Source organism: Streptomyces violaceusniger Tu 4113, from assembly GCF_000147815.2.
GTDB classification, from domain to species: Bacteria; Actinomycetota; Actinomycetes; order Streptomycetales; family Streptomycetaceae; genus Streptomyces; species Streptomyces violaceusniger_A.
Genome location: NC_015957.1, coordinates 3,088,701 through 3,104,893 on the forward strand (window position 1 = coordinate 3,088,701; position 16,193 = coordinate 3,104,893).

Genomic DNA, 16,193 nt, shown 5'->3' on the forward strand with positions numbered 1-16,193 from the left:
CCGCACTCGGGTGAGCGCCCGACATCAGGAGGGGCGGAGCACCGGCACCCCGCCCGGCAGGGGCTACGATCCCGGGGCAGCCGATGACATGGGGGAGCCGTGAGCCAAACCGCGGCGCAGCTCGTCGCCGCCCTTCGCCGGGGCCGGCGTGGCGCCACCGCCGAGGTGACCGTCCTGGCCGACCGGCCCGACGCCACCGTCGTGCGGTACGGCCATGTCGTCGCCAAGGCGCACCCGCCCGGCACGGACCCGGCCGAGCTGGCCGTCCGGCTCGGGGTCGCGGCCCACCCCCGGTGCGCGGGGATACTGCTGCCGCCGGTCGACGACGGCATGGGCGCGCTGCCCGATGGCCGGCGGGTCACCCTCTGGCCGTACGGCGAACCCGTGGCGCCCGACGCGCCGGACGCGGCCCCGTGGGTCGAGGCGGGGAAGCTGCTGGCCCGGCTGCACGCCGTGCCGGTCGCCGAACTGCCCGGCCCCCTCCCGGCGATGCGCGGTCCGGCCAAGGCGGCCCGCGCCATCGCCCGGCTGCGGGCGGCGGAACTCCCCGACAGCGCGGCCATCCGGGCCGTGCTGCACGCCTGGGCCGGTCTGCCCGGCTGGGCGCGAGGAGTGGACCGCACGGACCACGCGGACCACGCGGACCACGCGGACCTGGACCGTACGGACCGCCGGGACCGCGGAGATCGCCGGGATCGCGCGGACCGCCAAGAGGCCAACAGCCTCTGCCACGGCGATCTCCACCTGGGCCAACTCATCCGCCCCCACGCCACCGACTGGCGGCTCATCGACATCGACGACCTCGGCCTCGGCGACCCGGCCTGGGATCTCGCGCGGCCCGCCGCCTGGTACGCCGCCGGGCTGCTCGCCCCCGAGGACTGGGACCGGTTTCTGGGGGCGTACCGGGCGGCGGGCGGTTCCGCCGCGGGGCAGGGCGACCCCTGGCCGCGGCTGGACGTGCCCGCCCGCGCCCTCACTGTCCAGACCGCCGCGCTCGCGCTCGCCAAAGCGGCGGCCGCCGGGCGGGCGTTGGACGAGGCCGAGGAGGCGATGGTGGAGGCGGCTGTCCGCATCGCCCGGTACATGGAGGCCATAGGGTGAAGTCCACGCGGTCGGATGGATGTTCCGGCGCGTTGTTGTCCGAAGCATGAGGAGTTGAGCGGACCATGCAGTGTCCCAAGTGCCATGCGCCGATGCACACGTATAACCGCAATGGCGTGCAGATAGAGCAGTGCAGCGGCTGCCGGGGGATCTTCCTGGACTATGGGGAGCTGGAGGCGCTGACCCGCCTTGAGACGCAGTGGACCCAGCAGATGCCGCCCGCCGCGCCCGGCCCGCAGGGGTACCCGGCCGCGCCCGCGCCCGCGTGGGGCGCGCCGCAGCACGGGCACCATGGCGGTCACCACGGCCACCACAAGCGGGGCTTCGGGCACATGCTCTTCTCGTCCTGAGAGCTGAGAGCTGAGAGCCGAGAAACGTCAGAGGGCCGGAGCTCTCAGCTCCGGCCCTCAGCCGATCAGTGTGGACGATACTGGGATTGAACCAGTGACCTCTTCCGTGTCAGGGAAGCGCTCTCCCGCTGAGCTAATCGTCCGCGGGACTGCGTGCGCGATACTGGGATTGAACCAGTGACCTCTTCCGTGTCAGGGAAGCGCTCTCCCGCTGAGCTAATCGCGCAGGTGGATCCGCGAGGATCCCAGGTGGATCCGCAAGGATCCGAGTGGACGATACTGGGATTGAACCAGTGACCTCTTCCGTGTCAGGGAAGCGCTCTCCCGCTGAGCTAATCGTCCGAGGTGGAGACGGGATTTGAACCCGTGTAGACGGCTTTGCAGGCCGTTGCCTCGCCTCTCGGCCACTCCACCAACCGTGGAGGTCGAAACCCCCACTCCGAGCGGACGACGAGATTCGAACTCGCGACCCTCACCTTGGCAAGGTGATGCTCTACCAACTGAGCCACGTCCGCACGTGTCGTTTGTCCGGGGCGCTTCCGCGTCCCGGCGACGTGTTGAACTCTAGCGGATTCCCCGGCCAGCTCAAATTCCGTTTCCGCAGCGTGCTGCCCTGCTCGGGGGCCGCACGCCCTCCCGGGGCCGCCCTGACCTGGGCACCATAGACTCGCAACCGTGCACGATCTGCCCCCGCTCGCCCGCTTCGGCGGCCTGCTCGCCACCGATCTACGCGAGGTGACCAGCGATCCGTCGGCCCTGGACACCCACGGTTTCTGGGCCGTTGTCGCGGACTTCGAGGGCCGTCTGGTCTGTGCACGCTTCGGGGACGTACGGACCGAGCCCGTGCCGCCCCCCGCGCCCGGCGGCTGGCGCGGCCCCTCGGCCGGGGAGTGGACCTCGTCCCTGGACCGGGACGCCTACACCGCCGGGGTGCGCGGCATCCGGCGGCGCATCGCGGCCGGTGAGGTCTACCAGGCCAATCTCTGCCGGGTGCTGACCGCGCCGCTGCCCGATCCGGCCGGGGCCGATGTGGACGCGCTGACCGCGCTGCTGGCCCTGGGCAACCCCGCCCCGTACGCGGGCACCGTAAGGCTGCCCGCCCACGGGGTGGAGGTCGCCACTGCCTCGCCCGAACTGTTCCTGCGGCGCGCCGGGCGCACCGTGGAGTCCGGCCCCATCAAGGGCACCGGCCGCGGCCCCGAAGACCTGCTGGAGAAGGACCACGCCGAGAACGTGATGATCGTGGACCTGGTCCGCAACGACCTGGGCCGGGTCTGCGCCACCGGCTCGGTGACCGTCCCGGCCCTCTGTGCGGTCGAACCGCATCCGGGACTGGTCCACCTCGTCTCCACGGTGCGCGGCGAACTCGCCCCCGGCACCGGCTGGCCGGAACTGCTCGCGGCCACCTTCCCGCCCGGATCGGTCACCGGCGCGCCCAAGTCCAGCGCGCTGCGCGTCATCGAGGAGCTGGAGACCGCGCCCCGACGTCCGTACTGCGGGGGCATCGGCTGGGTCGACGCCGACCGCGGCACCGGTGAGCTGGCGGTCGGGATACGGACCTTCTGGATCGACCGCGGCCCGGCCGGGGCCGTGCTGCGGTTCGGCACCGGGGCGGGCATCACGTGGGGCTCCGACCCGGAGCGCGAATGGGACGAAACGGAACTCAAGGCCGCCCGACTGCTCGCGGTAGCGTCGGGCGTACAGCAGCCGACGGGAAGGGCGACGCGATGAAACCGGCCATCTGGCTCGATGGATCCCTCTGCGACGCGGACAGCGCCAGGGTGTCCGTCTTCGACCATGGGCTCACGGTCGGCGACGGTGTCTTCGAGACCGTCAAGGCCACCGAGGGGCAGCCTTTCGCCCTCACCCGCCATCTGCGGCGGCTGGCCCGCTCCGCTGAGGGCCTGGGGCTTCCCGAGCCGGACCTGGACGAGGTGCGGCGGGGCTGCGAGGAGGTGCTGGGGGCCCACCCCGTGCCGTTCGGGCGGCTCAGGATCACCTACACCGGCGGGCTCTCGCCGCTCGGCTCCGACCGCGGCACGGCCGGACCCACGCTGGTGGTCGCGCTGTCCGAGGCGGCCCGCCGGCCCGACGCCACGGCCGTGATCACCGTTCCCTGGGCGCGCAACGAACGCGGGGCGCTCACCGGCCTGAAGACCACCTCGTACGGCGAGAACGTGGTCGCGCTGGCCCGCGCCCGCGAGCAGGACGCCACCGAGGCCCTCTTCGGCAACACCGTCGGCGCGCTCTGCGAGGGCACCGGCACCAACGTCTTCGTGGTCCTCGACGGCGAGCTGCACACCCCGCCGCTCTCCTCCGGCTGCCTCGCCGGGATCACCCGCGCCCTGGTGCTGGAATGGGTGGGCGCCAAGGAGACCGATCTGCCGCTGGAGGCGCTGCGCCGGGCCGAGGAGGTCTTCCTGACCTCCACGACCCGCGACGTACAGGGCGTGCACCGGGTGGACACCCGCATCCTGCCCGGCGCCCCCGGCCCGGTCACCGCCGAGGCCCTGCGGATCTTCACCGAGCGGGCCGCCGCGGACATCGACCCCTGACCGGCCGGTAGCGGCGGATCCGCGCGGAAAACGGGTGACGTCGGCCCGACGGACCGGTAGAACACCCTCGTGACCACCACGCTGCGGCCCATCGCGCCCGAACAGCACACCGACGGCGGCGGGCGTGCCCGTTCGTACGAGGTGTGTGTCAACAGCCGCCCCGTCGGCTCCGTCCAGCTCACCACCGACGCCCGCCTGGGCCCGACGGCCGGGCGCATCGAGCGGCTCGACATCGACGAGGGCGAGCGGCACCGGGGCCGCGGCACGGTCGCCGCGCTCGCCGCCGAGGAGGTGCTGCGCGGCTGGGGCTGCACCCAGCTCGTGGTGAGAGTCCCCGCACCGGCCACGACCGCCCTCGCGCTCGCGGCCGCGCTCGGCTACCGCGAGCGCGGCCGCAACATGCTAAAGCGGCTCACGGAGCCGCCCGCACTGCCCGGGGACAGCGCGATACGCCCCATGGCGGAGGCCGAGTACCCGGCGTGGCGCGCCCGCGAGCGGGCCGGATACATCGCCGACCTGTTGGAGCGCGGAGTCACCCGGCAGCAGGCCGAGACCAAGGCGGACACCGACTACGCGACGCTGCTGCCGCAGGGCCCGGACACCCCCGGGGCCCTACTGCGCGTCCTCGCCCACGGCGGTACGGACGTGGGCACCCTCTGGGTCGCGCTGCGCGAGGGGGAGCCCGACGCCGCCGAGAGCGGGGAGGCGTACGTCTTCGCCGTCGAGGTCACCGAGGAGCACCGCGGCCGCGGACACGGCCGCACCCTGATGCTGGCCGCCGAGCGCGCGAGCCTGGCGCACGGGGCGCGCAGCCTGGGCCTGCATGTCTTCGGCGGCAACACCCCGGCGCTGCGGTTGTACGAGTCGCTGGGCTACGAGCCGACCGAGTACCAGCTCTACAAGCCGCTGCTCTGAGGGCCTGCTCCGGGGCCCAGCTCCGAGGGTCTGCTCCGGGGGCCTTACGGTCGCTCGGCGATGAGGCGGGCGGCGATCTCCTCGACGCGCTCCCGCAGCCCCTCCTGGCTCTTGCCGCCGTCGAGCCGCTCGCCGCCGATCACATACGTGGGGGTGCCGGTGACCCCGATCGCCTTGCCCTCGGCCTGGTCCGCGTCCACGATCAGCATGTGCCGGCCGTCGACCAGCGCGGTGTCCATCTCCTCGGCGTCCAGCCCCAGCTCCCGGGCCACCTCCACCAGCAGCGGCTCACCGCGGGTCCCGAGCTCCTCGGTGCGCTCCAGGACGGCCTCGACATACGGCCAGCCGCGCCCCTGCGCGATGGCCTCCTCGGCCGCCTGGGCCGCCGCGTGGGCGTGCCGGTGGCGCTCCAGCGGGAAGTGGCGCAGCCGGATGTCCAGGGCGTCCTGGAAGCGGTCGCGCAGCGCGCGCAGATCGCCCAGGGCGGTACGGCAGTCGGGGCACTGCAGCTCGCACCAGACGTCGAGGACGGGGCGAGGGGAGGGGTCGGTGTGGCTCATGGGGCCAGTCTTCCAGCCCCTGGTCCCCGCTCCGTACCCGGAGATGTCCCTGATCCCGGGCCTGGGCCATGGCCCTCGCCGCCTTACGGGGTGCACGATGGACATACCGGAACGCCAGTCGCGGGAGGAACGATGCTGACCGACACCATTTGTGCCGCGCTGTCCGCGGCCGGTCTGGGCATCGCCGGGCTGACCGCCTACCGCAAGCGGTTCCTGGCCGCGACCCGGATCGCCGCCTACGCCCTGGTCCCGCTGGGCCTGGCGATGACCGGCATTCTGGACTGGATGGCCGACCTGGTCTTCAAGCCGACCGTGTGGGTGGGCTTCGGCGTGCTCGGCCTCTCCTGGGCGCTGTTCATGATCAGCCGGGCGGTCGAGCGCCGCTCCGGTGGCACCCGTAAGGAGCGCAGGGCGGCGGCCGCGGCCGAACGTGCCGGGGTGTCCGCGGGGGCCTCGGAGCCCGCGCTGGGGCCCGGCCGAGGAGCCGCCGCGACGAAGGCAGCGGAGCGGCCGAAGGCCAAGGGCGGAACGAGCTCTGGCACAGATGACTTCTCCGACATCGAGGCCATACTCAAAAAGCACGGGATCTGACAAGCGACCGATCAAAAAACGATCACCGGTCGCAGGCGGGGTGAGGGCTGGGTCATGATCTCCGCGAGATGTTGCAATCACCGCCCGGGGAGCAATCCCCCATCGAAGGACCCCGTGTTCCGCCGAGCGACGAGACCCGTGGCTGTCTCTTCGCCCTCTCGCAGCCGCCGCTGATGCTGTTCCTGGCGTTCATCGGCACCCTGCTCTTCGTGACCGCCGTTCACGACCTCCACCGGTGGTGAGGCGGCGCCCCGCCCGTTCCCCCTCCGCCCGGCCGCCGACCGCCGGGTGCGGGCCGTCAGCTCGCGGCCTCGCGGCGCCGGGCGCGGTACGCGGCGACATGCAACCGGTTGCCGCAGGTGCGGCTGTCGCAGTAGCGCCGGGAGCGGTTGCGGGACAGGTCCACGAAGGCGTGGCGGCAGTCCGGGGCCTCACAGCGGCGCAGCCGCTCCCGCTCGCCCGCCACCACGATGAACGCCAGCGCCATGCCGCAGTCGGCGGCGAGGTGGTCGGCCAGCGAGGCTCCGGGCGCGAAGTAGTGCACATGCCAGTCGAAGCCGTCGTGGTCGGTGAGCCGGGGGGTGGTGCCGGCCGCGGCGATCATCGCGTTGAGCAGCTCGGCGGAGCGGCGGGTGGCGGCCTCGTTCCCGGCCGCCGAGAAGACCTCGGCGAAGCGCTCCCGTACGGCCCGGACGGCGGCGAGGTCGCGCTCCCCGAGCGTGCTGATGTCGCTTATGTCATTGCGCTCGACGAACCGGCGCAGGGCGGCGACATCGGCGAGGTCGTCCCGGTCCGCACCCTCGGGCGCGGTGTTCACCAGATCGACGACCGCGTCGAGCGCGCACCGGGTGTCGTGGTTGATCAGCACGATTGGCTCCCTGGCCGGCTGGGTCGGCGGCGGCCCCTGGGCTGCCCTCGATCTGCCCGACTCTAGCCCTGCCGGGCGCCGGGCGGTCACCGGACGGCCCGGGCGGGCACGCGATGGTGCCGCGCGGCACACGACGGTGCCGTCGCCGCGGGGGGTGCCGCGGCGACGGCACCGTCGCCTGCCTCTGCCGTTGTCGGGTTGCCGTGGTCGGGATGGTCGGTACTGAAAGGTTGTGCATGTCGCGTAGATCGCGCCCAGGCTTGCGCCGTCTCCCCGAGTCGGACGGCCGAGCGCTCAGCTCTCTCCGGGTCTCAGCTCTCCGCCAGGATGTGGGAGAGCTCTGTGTCGAGGTCGAAATGGCGGTGTTCGGTACCGGGTGGCACCGCGGCGTCGGTTCGCTTCAGGAACGACTCCAGGGCCCGCGCCGGGGCTTCGAGCAGTGCCTCCCCCTCCGGGGAGCTCAGGGCGATGCAGACGACTCCCTGGCCGTGGCTGCGGGACGGCCACACACGGACGTCGCCGGTGCCGGTGGGCCGGTGCAGACCCTCGGCGAGAAGATCGCGGGCAAACACCCATTCGACCGTCTCTTCGGCTCCGGTGTGGAAGGTGGCGTGCACGGCGTAAGGGTCGGCCGTGTCATACCGCAGGCCCGCGGGTACAGGCAGTGAGGATTCGCTCGACACAACGAGGCGCAGGTGCAGCTCGCAGCTGACCGTGGTGTTCATAAGCGCCAGGGCCTTTCGCTCAGTGTGCGCTCGGGGATTCGCACGTCGGCGAAATCGACATGCCACCTACGGTGCCGTTGTAAACCCCTCTGACCGTTTTGCGGCGCTTCCGGTAGCTCTTGCGGCCCAGCTCCGACATGGGTACTGCCGCCGTTCCGGTGACGTCAAATGATCAGGTAGGTTGGGTCACATGAATGCGGAGAGTGACCGGCGGCGGGGGGCTGCCGAAACGCCGCCCCAGGCCGCGACGGGGGGCGACGGGTCGAAGCGGGAGCCGGTGTGGGGTTCCCGGGCGCCGCGGTTCATCAAGCGGTCGCGCCCGCTCCACCTGAGCTGGCAGGTCGGCGTCTTCATCGTCGGCCTCGGGGTCGTGGGTCTGGGCATCATTCTGCTGCCCCTGCCCGGTCCGGGGTGGCTGGTGATCTTCGCTGGAATGGCGATCTGGGCGACCGAGTTCGTCTGGGCCCAGTTGGTGCTGGCCTGGACCAAGCGCAAGGTCACCGAGGCGGCGCACCGTGCCCTGGATCCGAGGGTGCGCCGGCGCAATCTCATACTGACCACGATCGCGGTGGTGATCTGCGCCGCGGCGGTGTCGGTGTACGTGTGGAAGTTCGGCATCGTGATGCCGTGGAAGATCGAACAGTGACCGGTCCGGGGTCGTAGGACTGGTCATGAGCACGGTCCGGCATACGCTAATGTTGGCCGTGCGCCAGGGCGATTAGCTCAGTGGGAGAGCGCTTCGTTCACACCGAAGAGGTCACTGGTTCGAACCCAGTATCGCCCACCCTGGACCGAGGGCCCGGAAGGCATCAGCCTTCCGGGCCCTCGGCGTTTTCGCATGTCCGAAGGTGCCCGGCGGCTGTCCGAAGGTGTCCGGCGGCGGGAAGCCGTCCGTGCCGCCCTCAGCGCTGTTGTCGAAGCGCTTCACCTCAATCCTGATCGATCCTGTCCGAACCGTTGACGTACGCGTCGCTGGTCCTTAACTTGTCCCGGCAAGCGCTTGCCTAAAACGTTTCAACCAACGAGGGCGGTCGGACGGCCTGCCCGGGGAGGGGCGTGTCATGGGTGCTCGGCGATGGACGGCGAGGGCGAGAGGGGTTCGCGCGGCCGCGGCCGTGGTCGCCGCGCTGGGGCTGCTGGCCACCGGCTGTGGCGGGGGGAGCGGCTCGGGGGACGGCAAGGTGACCATCCGCTACTCCTGGTGGGGCGCCAAGGACCGCGCCGAGCTGATTCAGAAGACGGTGAAGCTGTTCGAGAAGGAACATCCGAACATCAAGGTCAAGACAGACTTCTCGGAATACACCGACTTCTGGAGCAAGTTCAACACCCAGGCCGCGGGCGGAAACCCCCCGGACGTCTTCCAGAACTCCTACGCCTTCCTGCGCAAATACGGCGACAAGAACCTTCTCCTGGATCTGAATGGTCAGGCCAAGGCCGGAAATCTCAGCCTGAAGGGTTTTCGTAACGGGCTGGAGAAGGCCGGGGATATCGACGGCAAGCTCCTGGGAGTGCCGGTCGGCGCCAATACCTTCGCCCTCTTCTACAACCCGGACGCGTTCAAGAAGGCCGGAGTGAACGTCGAGGCCGGATGGACCTGGGACGACTTCTTCACGGCCGCCAAGAAGGTGCGCAGGAGCGACGACGCGCTCTACGGCGCCAGCGACAACGCCAATGTGATGTACCTCTACGACCTGTATCTGCGGCAGAACGGCAAGGCGTTCTTCACCAAGGACAGCAAGCTCGGCTTCACCAAGGACGACCTCACCGAGTGGTGGGGCCGGTGGCAGCAGCACGCCAAGGCCGACGAGCTGGTGCCGGGCAAGAAGTCCGAGCAGGCCAAGCCCAAGGCGTCGATCAGCGCCGATCTGTCGGCCTCCGAGTTCACCTGGGACAACTTCCTGGTCCGCTTCGCCGCCGAGACCAAGACCCCCCTCGACCTCGGGCCCATCCCGACCACGGACGGCAAGCGGACCGGCCAGTACCTCTCCTCGCTGATGCTCAGCGGCTCCGCCCGCACCCAGCACCCCGAGGAAGTCGCCCAGTTCATCGACTTCATGACCCATGACCCCGAGGTGGGCAAGGTCATGGGCTACAACCGCGGCATCCCGGCGACCACCTCCCAGTACGACGCCTACCGGCCCCAGGGCGTCGACGCCAAGATCGCCGCGTATGAGAAGAGCGTGAGCGCCAAGCTGGAGCCGATCACCCCGCATCCGGCCGGTGCCGATGTCGCCGAGGCCGCCTTCCTGAGGATCTACACCCAGGTCGCGCTGGGACAGACCTCGATGGGCAAGGCCGTCGACCAGTTCTTCAACGAGGCCGAGTCCGCGCTCGGCTCGTGAGGAGAGCTTCCGTGACACCGACCACGACGCGTGCGACGGACGGAGCGCGGCCTCCCGCCGGGAAGCCCCGGGCCAAGGCCGTCCCCGGCACCCGCCCCGCGCCCGCGGCGGGGCGGCGGCCGGGCCGCCGCGAGAACCTCGCGGGCTATCTCTTCCTCACGCCCTGGTGCATCGGGATCCTGCTGCTCACCCTCGGCCCGATGCTCGTCTCGCTCTATCTGGCGTTCACCGACTACAACCTCTTCGACTCGCCGCGGTGGATCGGGTTCAGGAACTTCCAGGACCTCTTCCAGGACGACCGCTGGTGGACCTCGGTCCAGGTGACGCTCAAGTACGTACTGATCGGCACCCCGCTGAAGCTGGCCGCGGCGCTCGCCGTGGCGTTGCTGCTGGTCAAGCCCCGTAAGGGCCAGGGCTTCTACCGCTCGGCGTTCTACGCCCCCTCGCTCATCGGCGCCAGCGTGAGCGTCGGCGTCGTCTGGCGGGCGATCTTCAACGACGACGCGATCGTCGACAAGTCGATGAGCCTCTTCGGATGGGACGTCGGCGGCTGGATCGGCGACCCGGACTGGGCGCTGCCCACCCTCATCACCCTGACCGTCTGGCAGTTCGGCGCGCCGATGGTGATCTTCCTGGCCGGGCTGAAGCAGGTGCCGGGCGAACTCTACGAGGCCGCCGAGATGGACGGCGCCGGCCGCTGGCAACGGTTCCGGTCCATCACCCTGCCGATGATCTCGCCGGTGCTCTTCTTCAACCTCCTGCTGGAACTCATCCACTCGTTCCAGGTCTTCACCTCGGCGGTGGTGATCGCGGGGTCGGGCACCAACACCGGCGGACCAGGCGACTCCCTGCTGGTGTACGGCTGGTACCTCTACGAGCAGGGCTTCCGCAATCTGCGCATGGGCTACGCGGCCGCGATGGCCTGGATGCTGATGCTCGGCATCGGCCTGGTGACCGCCGTGCTGTTCAAGACCCAGCGCGGCTGGGTGCACTACGAGGAGGATGCCAGATGAGCGTGTCCCGGCGCGCTGCGCGGGCTGGACTGAGGAGCCGCGCAGTGACGAAGGAGCGAGCAGTGACGAAGGAAGCCCGCGCGCAGGAGCGCGCCGGGACTGAGCGGGGGGAGGGGCGCGTGTCTTGGCGCGCTGCGCGGGCTGGACTGAGGAGCCGCGCAGTGACGAAGGAGCGAGCAGTGACGAGGGAAGCCTGCGCGCCGGAGCGCGCCGGGACTGAGCGGGAGGCGCCGTGAGTGCCCTTGTGACGGTCGGGCGGCAGCGCCGGGCGCGCTCCGTGATCTGGCATGTGGGGGCGCTCGCCGTGCTGGCGGTGATCCTCTACCCCGTGGTGTGGGTGATCGGCGGCTCGTTCAAGCCCGGTGACCAGATCATCGGCAGCCTTCAACTGCTGCCCACCGATCCGATCACCGACAACTACCGTCGGCTCAGCGATGGCATCGCGGACGTGCCGATCTCGACCTTCTTCGCCAACTCGCTGCTGCTGGCGGGCGGTTCGGTGATCGGCGTGCTGTTCTCCTGCTCGCTGGCGGCCTACGCCTTCGCCAGGATCCGCTTCGCGGGGCGCGACGCGCTCTTCACGCTCATGATCTCCACCCTGCTGCTGCCGTTCCAGGTGCTGATCATTCCGCAGTACATCCTGTTCCAGAAGCTGGACCTGATCAACACGTATGTGCCGCTGCTGCTCGGCAAGTACCTGGCAGCGGATGCCTTCTTCGTCTTCCTGCTGGTGCAGTTCATGCGCGGGCTGCCCCGGGAACTGGACGAGGCGGCCCGGCTGGATGGCTGTGGCCATCTGCGCATCTACTGGAACATCGTGCTGCCGCTGTGCCGCCCGGCGCTGATCACCAGCGCGATCTTCACCTTCATCTGGTCCTGGAACGACTTCATCGGGCCTCTGCTCTACCTCAACGAACCGGACAAGTACACGGTCTCGCTGGGCCTGAAGCTCTTCATCGACCAGGACTCCGTCGCCGACTACGGAGGCATGGTCGCCATGTCGCTCGTCGCCCTGCTGCCGGTGCTGCTGTTCTTCCTGGCCTTCCAGCGCTATCTGGTCGAGGGCGCGGCGACCTCCGGGCTGAAGGGCTGAGGCCGCCATGGGACAAGCCACGGGGGATGCCATGGGAAGAGCCGTGGGACCAGCCGCCGTACGACGCGCCGCGCAGCGGCCCGCACGCGGCACACTGCGCTTCGCGCTGTTCGCCGAATGCCTGCTGACCGGTGTCTGGATGGTGCTCGCCGCCCTGCCGGTGATCACCGTGCTGCCCGCCTTCGCCGCAGGCTGTGCGCACCTTCGCCGCCATCTGGACGGTGAGCGGTCCACCTGGCGGGACTTCCTGACCGGGCTGCGGGAGGCCACCCGCAGCGGCTGGCGGTTCTCCCTGCTGTGGTGGGTGGCGCTCGCGCTGCTCGCCTTCGATCTGCGGGTGGCCCGCACCGGCGCCCTGCCCGGCGGGCCCGCGCTGATCGCCGTCAGCGTGGCGGGCCTGCTCGCGGTGCTCGTCCTCGGGCTGCGGACGGCGACCGTACGGCGGCCCGGCACCGCCTGGCCGGCCGCCGCCCGTACCGCCGCACGCCAGGGCCTGGCCGCCGACGTCGGCGGATCGCTGCTGCTCATCGGCGGGCTCGCGGTACTCGCCGTCGCCGCCTGGCAGATGCTGCCGCTGATCGCCCCGGCGGCGGGCGCCCTCGCGGGCTGTGCGGTCGCGGTGGAGCGCCGCGCCCGCGCCTGACACAGCGCAACCAGCCTCCGGCGCCACCCACCCCCGGCGCCGACCCCTCCGCCGTTCATGTCATGCACCTGCCCCCGTACGAAAGGTGAAGCGGACATGCCCCCGATCGCCCGACGCAACCTCCTCAAGGCCGCCGCCGTCACCGGCGCCGCCATACCGTTCTCCTGGCTGCTCGCCAAGAACGCCCCGCAGGCCGCCGCCGACAGCCCCGCCGCCAAGTCCGCCGACGAGCCCGTGGACATCACCTGGCTGGAGGACGGCGGCCTGGGCGCGGCCGCGGGCTCCACCTTCGGCGTCCCCTGGCCCAAGGGCGCCCACCCCGGCGACCGGACCTTCGCACTGACCACCGCCGACGGCAAAGAGGTGCCCGTGCAGACCTGGGCCACCGCACACTGGCCCGACGGCTCGCTCAAGTGGACCGCGCACGCGGCGGGGGAGGGGCTCACCGGCGACGCCCACAAGCTCACCACCGGCACACCCGCCGCGCCCGCCAAGAAGGTCACCGTCGCCGAGAGCGGCGGCCGGATCACCGTCGACACCGGAGTGATCAGGGCCGTGATCGGCAAGGACGGCGAGAAGCTCGTCCACTCCGTCACCCGCGGCTCCACCGAGATCGCCCGCGACGGCCGGCTGGTCCTGCTCCGCCAGGGCGACCTCGACGACGGCGACCACGGCAGCGCCGCGTGGGAGCGGTTCGACGGCGAGGTCAGCGGGGCGAAGGTCGAGCAGCGGGGCCCCGTACGCGCCGTCGTCCGCATCGACGGCAAGCACCGCAAGGGCCGCCGGGCCTGGCTCCCGTTCAGCGTCCGGCTCTACTTCTACGCGGGCGCCGACTCGTTCCGCATGGTGCACACCATCACGTACGACGGCGACCAGACCGCCGGTCATGAGTCTGGGGACTTCATCCGCGGCCTCGGCGTCCGCTTCTCCGTGCCGATGCGCGACCAGGCGTACGACCGCCACATCCGTATCGCGGGCGAGGGCAAGGGATTCCTCACCGAGGCCGTCAAGGGCATCACCGGGCTGCGCCGCGACCCCGGCGCCAACGTCCGCGCCGCCCAGGTCAAGGGCGAGAAGCTGCCCGACCCGGCCACCTGGGACCAGCGCGTCACCTCCCGGCTGCACCTCATCCCCACCTGGGGCGACTACACGCTCTCCCAGCTCTCCGCCGACGGCTTCACCCTGCGCAAGCGCACCAAACCCGGCCACGGCTGGATCGCGGCGGGCGGCGGCGGCCGGGCGAGCGGCTTCGGCTACGTCGGCGGCGTCAGCGGCGGACTCTCCTTCGGACTGCGCGACTTCTGGGAGAAGTTCCCCGCCCAGCTCGACATCCGCGGCGCCGCCGGGGACGCGGCCGAGGTCACCCTGTGGCTCTGGTCGCCCGAGGCCCATCCCATGGACCTGCGCTTCTACCACGACGGCATGGGCCAGGACACCTTCCCCGAACAGCTCGAGGGCCTCGAGATCACCTACGAGGACTATGAGCCGGCCTTCGGCACCCCGTACGGCATCGCCCGCACCAGCGAACTCACCTTCTGGGCCAACGCGGCCACCCCCGACGCCGACACCCTCGTCCGGCAGGCCGCCGCCGTACGCACCCCGCCCCAACTGGCCGCGGGCCCCGCCGACATCGCCCGCGCCAAGGTCTTCGGCGGCCTCTTCGCCCCCGTCGACCGCTCCACCCCCGCCAAGGCCAGGATCGAGGACCGGCTGGACTTCCTCTTCGACTACCACAAGGGCCAGGTCGAACAGCGCCGTTGGTACGGCTTCTGGGACTACGGCGACATCATGCACACCTACGACGCGGACCGGCACCAGTGGCGGTACGACGTCGGAGGCTACGCCTGGGACAACTCCGAGCTCTCGCCCGACCTGTGGCTGTGGCTGGCGTATCTGCGCTCCGGCCGCTCCGACATCTTCCGCTTCGCCGAATCCATGACCCGGCACACGGCCGAGGTCGACGCCTACCACCTCGGCGAATGGGCCGGGCTCGGCACCCGGCACGGCGTCCAGCACTTCGCCGACAGCGCCAAACAGCAGCGCATCTCCACCGCCCTGTACCGCCGCTACTACTACTTCCTCACCGCGGACGAGCGGATCGGCGACATCATGCACGCCCTTGTCGACTCCGACGAGACATTCCTCGTCCTCGACCCACTGCGCAAGGTCCGCGAGGACCCCGACTACGAGCCCGATCCGCACGCCCTGTCCATCGGCTTCGGCACCGACTGGAGCGGACTCGCCGGCGCCTGGCTCACCGAATGGGAGCGGCGCGGCCCGAAGGCGAAGAAGGCCGAGGCGCGGCTGCGCTCCACCATGGAGACCATCGCGGCTCAGCCCAACGGCTTCGTCCAGGGCAGCGGGCTGTACGACCTCGACACCGGCACATACGCCATCGAGCAGGAGCCCAAGGTCAGCGTCTCCCATCTGTCCGCGGTCTTCGGCCTGGTCGAGGTCTGCGCCGAGGTGATCGAGCTCATCGACCTGCCGAAGTTCAAGGAGGCATGGCTGGACTACTGCCGCTACTTCAACGCCACCAAGGCCGAGCAGAAGGCCCGCTACGGCACCGACTTCGGCTCCCTGATCCTGGTCCAGGGCCACTCACGGCTCGACGCCTACGCCGCCGTCCAGCTCGAGGACGACAAGCTGGCCGCCCGCGCCTGGCAGAAGTTCACCGAGCACCACGAGGGCGACGGCTACCCCGACGCCACCACGAGCTGGAAGACGGTCGAGCTCGAAGGCCCGCAGGTGCTGGAGCCCGGCGTGGAGGCGGCCTGGGTGAGCACCAACGCCACCGCCCAGTACGGCCTCGCCGCCATCCAGAACCTCGCGCTCGTCGGCGACAAGCTGCCGGACTAGCCACGCGGCCACGGTTCCGACGACACTTGAGGGCATGGACTGGTGCCATTACCGTTTCCACAGCCGATGGGACCTCGACGCCGCCCCCGCCGCCGTCTTCGCGGCGCTGGCGAACGGCGACGACTATCCGCGGTGGTGGCCCCAGGTCCGTGAGGTCCGGCGGATCGACGAGCGCAGCGGCGCCGCCCGCTTCCGCTCCCTGGTCCCGTACGACCTGCGGGTGACCGTCAGCGAGGCACGCCAGGACCCGGCGGACGGCGTGCTGGAGATCGGCTTCTCGGGCGATCTGGAGGGATGGGCGCGCTGGACGGTGCTGCCCCACGGGACCGGCACCCGCGCCCTCTTCGCACAGGAGGTGGTGGCCCGCAAGCCCCTGCTGCGCCGCCTCGCACTCCTCGGCCGTCCCGTCTTCCGGGCCAATCACGCCCTGATGATGTGCTCCGGGCGGCGGGGGCTGCGGGCGCATCTCGCCGCGCGGCCCGCCGGTCCGGCCTCCCCGCCCTCCGGCGGACATACGGTTTGAACCAAACCCGCCGCGACCTGTATTGTTCAGGTCGTTCCGCCGGGGGAGACCCCGA

Annotated in this window: 17 protein-coding genes and 6 tRNA genes; 15 read left to right on the forward strand and 8 right to left on the reverse strand. The window is 71.0% G+C overall.

Annotated elements, in window-relative coordinates:
- Positions 1 to 99: 99 nt before the first annotated feature.
- A complete protein-coding gene (locus STRVI_RS13415) occupies positions 100 to 1,101 on the forward strand; it encodes a phosphotransferase (protein ID WP_014056195.1) in 1,002 nt (333 codons plus the stop codon).
- 65 nt (positions 1,102 to 1,166) lie between these two features.
- Positions 1,167 to 1,451, forward strand: a complete 285-nt coding sequence (locus STRVI_RS13420; protein ID WP_014056196.1) for a zf-TFIIB domain-containing protein — start codon at positions 1,167 to 1,169, stop codon at positions 1,449 to 1,451.
- Between the two features lie 71 nt (positions 1,452 to 1,522).
- On the opposite strand, the gene STRVI_RS13425 is transcribed toward STRVI_RS13420, so the two are convergent.
- From STRVI_RS13425 to STRVI_RS13445, 5 genes are all read right to left on the reverse strand, one after another.
- A tRNA-Val gene (locus STRVI_RS13425) sits at positions 1,523 to 1,594 on the reverse strand.
- An 11-nt stretch (positions 1,595 to 1,605) separates the two neighbouring features.
- Positions 1,606 to 1,677: transfer RNA gene (locus STRVI_RS13430), tRNA-Val, on the reverse strand.
- A 44-nt stretch (positions 1,678 to 1,721) separates the two neighbouring features.
- Positions 1,722 to 1,793, reverse strand: a tRNA-Val gene (locus tag STRVI_RS13435).
- A 1-nt stretch (position 1,794) separates the two neighbouring features.
- A tRNA-Cys gene (locus STRVI_RS13440) sits at positions 1,795 to 1,865 on the reverse strand.
- Positions 1,866 to 1,893: 28 nt separating this feature from the next.
- Positions 1,894 to 1,966 (reverse strand) — tRNA-Gly (locus STRVI_RS13445).
- 160 nt (positions 1,967 to 2,126) lie between these two features.
- Between STRVI_RS13445 and STRVI_RS13450 the strand changes: the two genes are divergently transcribed.
- The 3 genes from STRVI_RS13450 to STRVI_RS13460 all read left to right on the forward strand — a co-directional run bounded on the left by STRVI_RS13450 (position 2,127) and on the right by STRVI_RS13460 (position 4,921).
- Positions 2,127 to 3,182 (forward strand): chorismate-binding protein, encoded by a 1,056-nt coding sequence (locus STRVI_RS13450; RefSeq protein WP_014056197.1) that lies wholly within the window; start codon positions 2,127 to 2,129, stop codon positions 3,180 to 3,182.
- Positions 3,179 to 4,006, forward strand: a complete 828-nt coding sequence (locus tag STRVI_RS13455; RefSeq protein ID WP_014056198.1) for an aminotransferase class IV — start codon at positions 3,179 to 3,181, stop codon at positions 4,004 to 4,006. Before STRVI_RS13450 ends, STRVI_RS13455 begins: the two co-directional genes overlap by 4 nt.
- A gap of 69 nt (positions 4,007 to 4,075) precedes the next feature.
- Complete coding sequence (locus tag STRVI_RS13460) at positions 4,076 to 4,921, forward strand: GNAT family N-acetyltransferase (protein ID WP_014056199.1); 846 nt, start codon at positions 4,076 to 4,078, stop codon at positions 4,919 to 4,921.
- A gap of 44 nt (positions 4,922 to 4,965) precedes the next feature.
- Here STRVI_RS13460 and STRVI_RS13465 read toward each other — a convergent pair whose 3' ends face one another.
- Complete coding sequence (locus STRVI_RS13465) at positions 4,966 to 5,481, reverse strand: DsbA family protein (RefSeq protein ID WP_014056200.1); 516 nt, start codon at positions 5,479 to 5,481, stop codon at positions 4,966 to 4,968.
- 132 nt (positions 5,482 to 5,613) lie between these two features.
- On the opposite strand from STRVI_RS13465, the gene STRVI_RS13470 reads away from it, so the two are divergent.
- Positions 5,614 to 6,072 carry a hypothetical protein gene (locus STRVI_RS13470; protein WP_014056201.1) on the forward strand — a complete coding sequence of 153 codons (459 nt, stop codon included), beginning with the start codon at positions 5,614 to 5,616 and terminating at the stop codon, positions 6,070 to 6,072.
- A gap of 68 nt (positions 6,073 to 6,140) precedes the next feature.
- A complete protein-coding gene (locus STRVI_RS52625) occupies positions 6,141 to 6,314 on the forward strand; it encodes a hypothetical protein (protein ID WP_014056202.1) in 174 nt (57 codons plus the stop codon).
- A gap of 56 nt (positions 6,315 to 6,370) precedes the next feature.
- Here the strand turns inward: STRVI_RS52625 and STRVI_RS13475 are convergent, their stop codons facing one another.
- Positions 6,371 to 6,940: a CGNR zinc finger domain-containing protein gene (locus STRVI_RS13475; RefSeq protein ID WP_014056203.1), complete on the reverse strand. Its 570-nt coding sequence runs from the start codon at positions 6,938 to 6,940 to the stop codon at positions 6,371 to 6,373.
- Positions 6,941 to 7,251: 311 nt separating this feature from the next.
- Positions 7,252 to 7,665, reverse strand: coding sequence for an SsgA family sporulation/cell division regulator (locus STRVI_RS13480; protein ID WP_003959770.1), 414 nt, complete (start codon positions 7,663 to 7,665; stop codon positions 7,252 to 7,254).
- A gap of 190 nt (positions 7,666 to 7,855) precedes the next feature.
- Between STRVI_RS13480 and STRVI_RS13485 the strand changes: the two genes are divergently transcribed.
- From STRVI_RS13485 to STRVI_RS13520, 8 genes are all read left to right on the forward strand, one after another.
- A complete protein-coding gene (locus STRVI_RS13485; protein WP_014056204.1) occupies positions 7,856 to 8,311 on the forward strand; it encodes a TIGR02611 family protein in 456 nt (151 codons plus the stop codon).
- A 66-nt stretch (positions 8,312 to 8,377) separates the two neighbouring features.
- Positions 8,378 to 8,449, forward strand: a tRNA-Val gene (locus tag STRVI_RS13490).
- Positions 8,450 to 8,726: 277 nt separating this feature from the next.
- Entirely contained in the window at positions 8,727 to 10,007 is a 1,281-nt protein-coding gene (locus STRVI_RS13495) for an ABC transporter substrate-binding protein (protein ID WP_014056205.1), read from the forward strand.
- An 11-nt stretch (positions 10,008 to 10,018) separates the two neighbouring features.
- Entirely contained in the window at positions 10,019 to 11,020 is a 1,002-nt protein-coding gene (locus tag STRVI_RS13500) for a carbohydrate ABC transporter permease (RefSeq protein WP_014056206.1), read from the forward strand.
- A 232-nt stretch (positions 11,021 to 11,252) separates the two neighbouring features.
- Positions 11,253 to 12,113 carry a carbohydrate ABC transporter permease gene (locus tag STRVI_RS13505; protein ID WP_014056207.1) on the forward strand — a complete coding sequence of 287 codons (861 nt, stop codon included), beginning with the start codon at positions 11,253 to 11,255 and terminating at the stop codon, positions 12,111 to 12,113.
- Between the two features lie 31 nt (positions 12,114 to 12,144).
- A complete protein-coding gene (locus STRVI_RS13510) occupies positions 12,145 to 12,756 on the forward strand; it encodes a DUF624 domain-containing protein (RefSeq protein ID WP_106685658.1) in 612 nt (203 codons plus the stop codon).
- 96 nt (positions 12,757 to 12,852) lie between these two features.
- The gene (locus tag STRVI_RS13515; protein ID WP_014056209.1) at positions 12,853 to 15,615 is read left to right on the forward strand and encodes a hypothetical protein; all 2,763 of its coding nucleotides are present in this window, start codon (positions 12,853 to 12,855) and stop codon (positions 15,613 to 15,615) included.
- Positions 15,616 to 15,649: 34 nt separating this feature from the next.
- A complete protein-coding gene (locus tag STRVI_RS13520; RefSeq protein WP_014056210.1) occupies positions 15,650 to 16,138 on the forward strand; it encodes an SRPBCC family protein in 489 nt (162 codons plus the stop codon).
- Positions 16,139 to 16,193 lie beyond the last annotated feature (55 nt).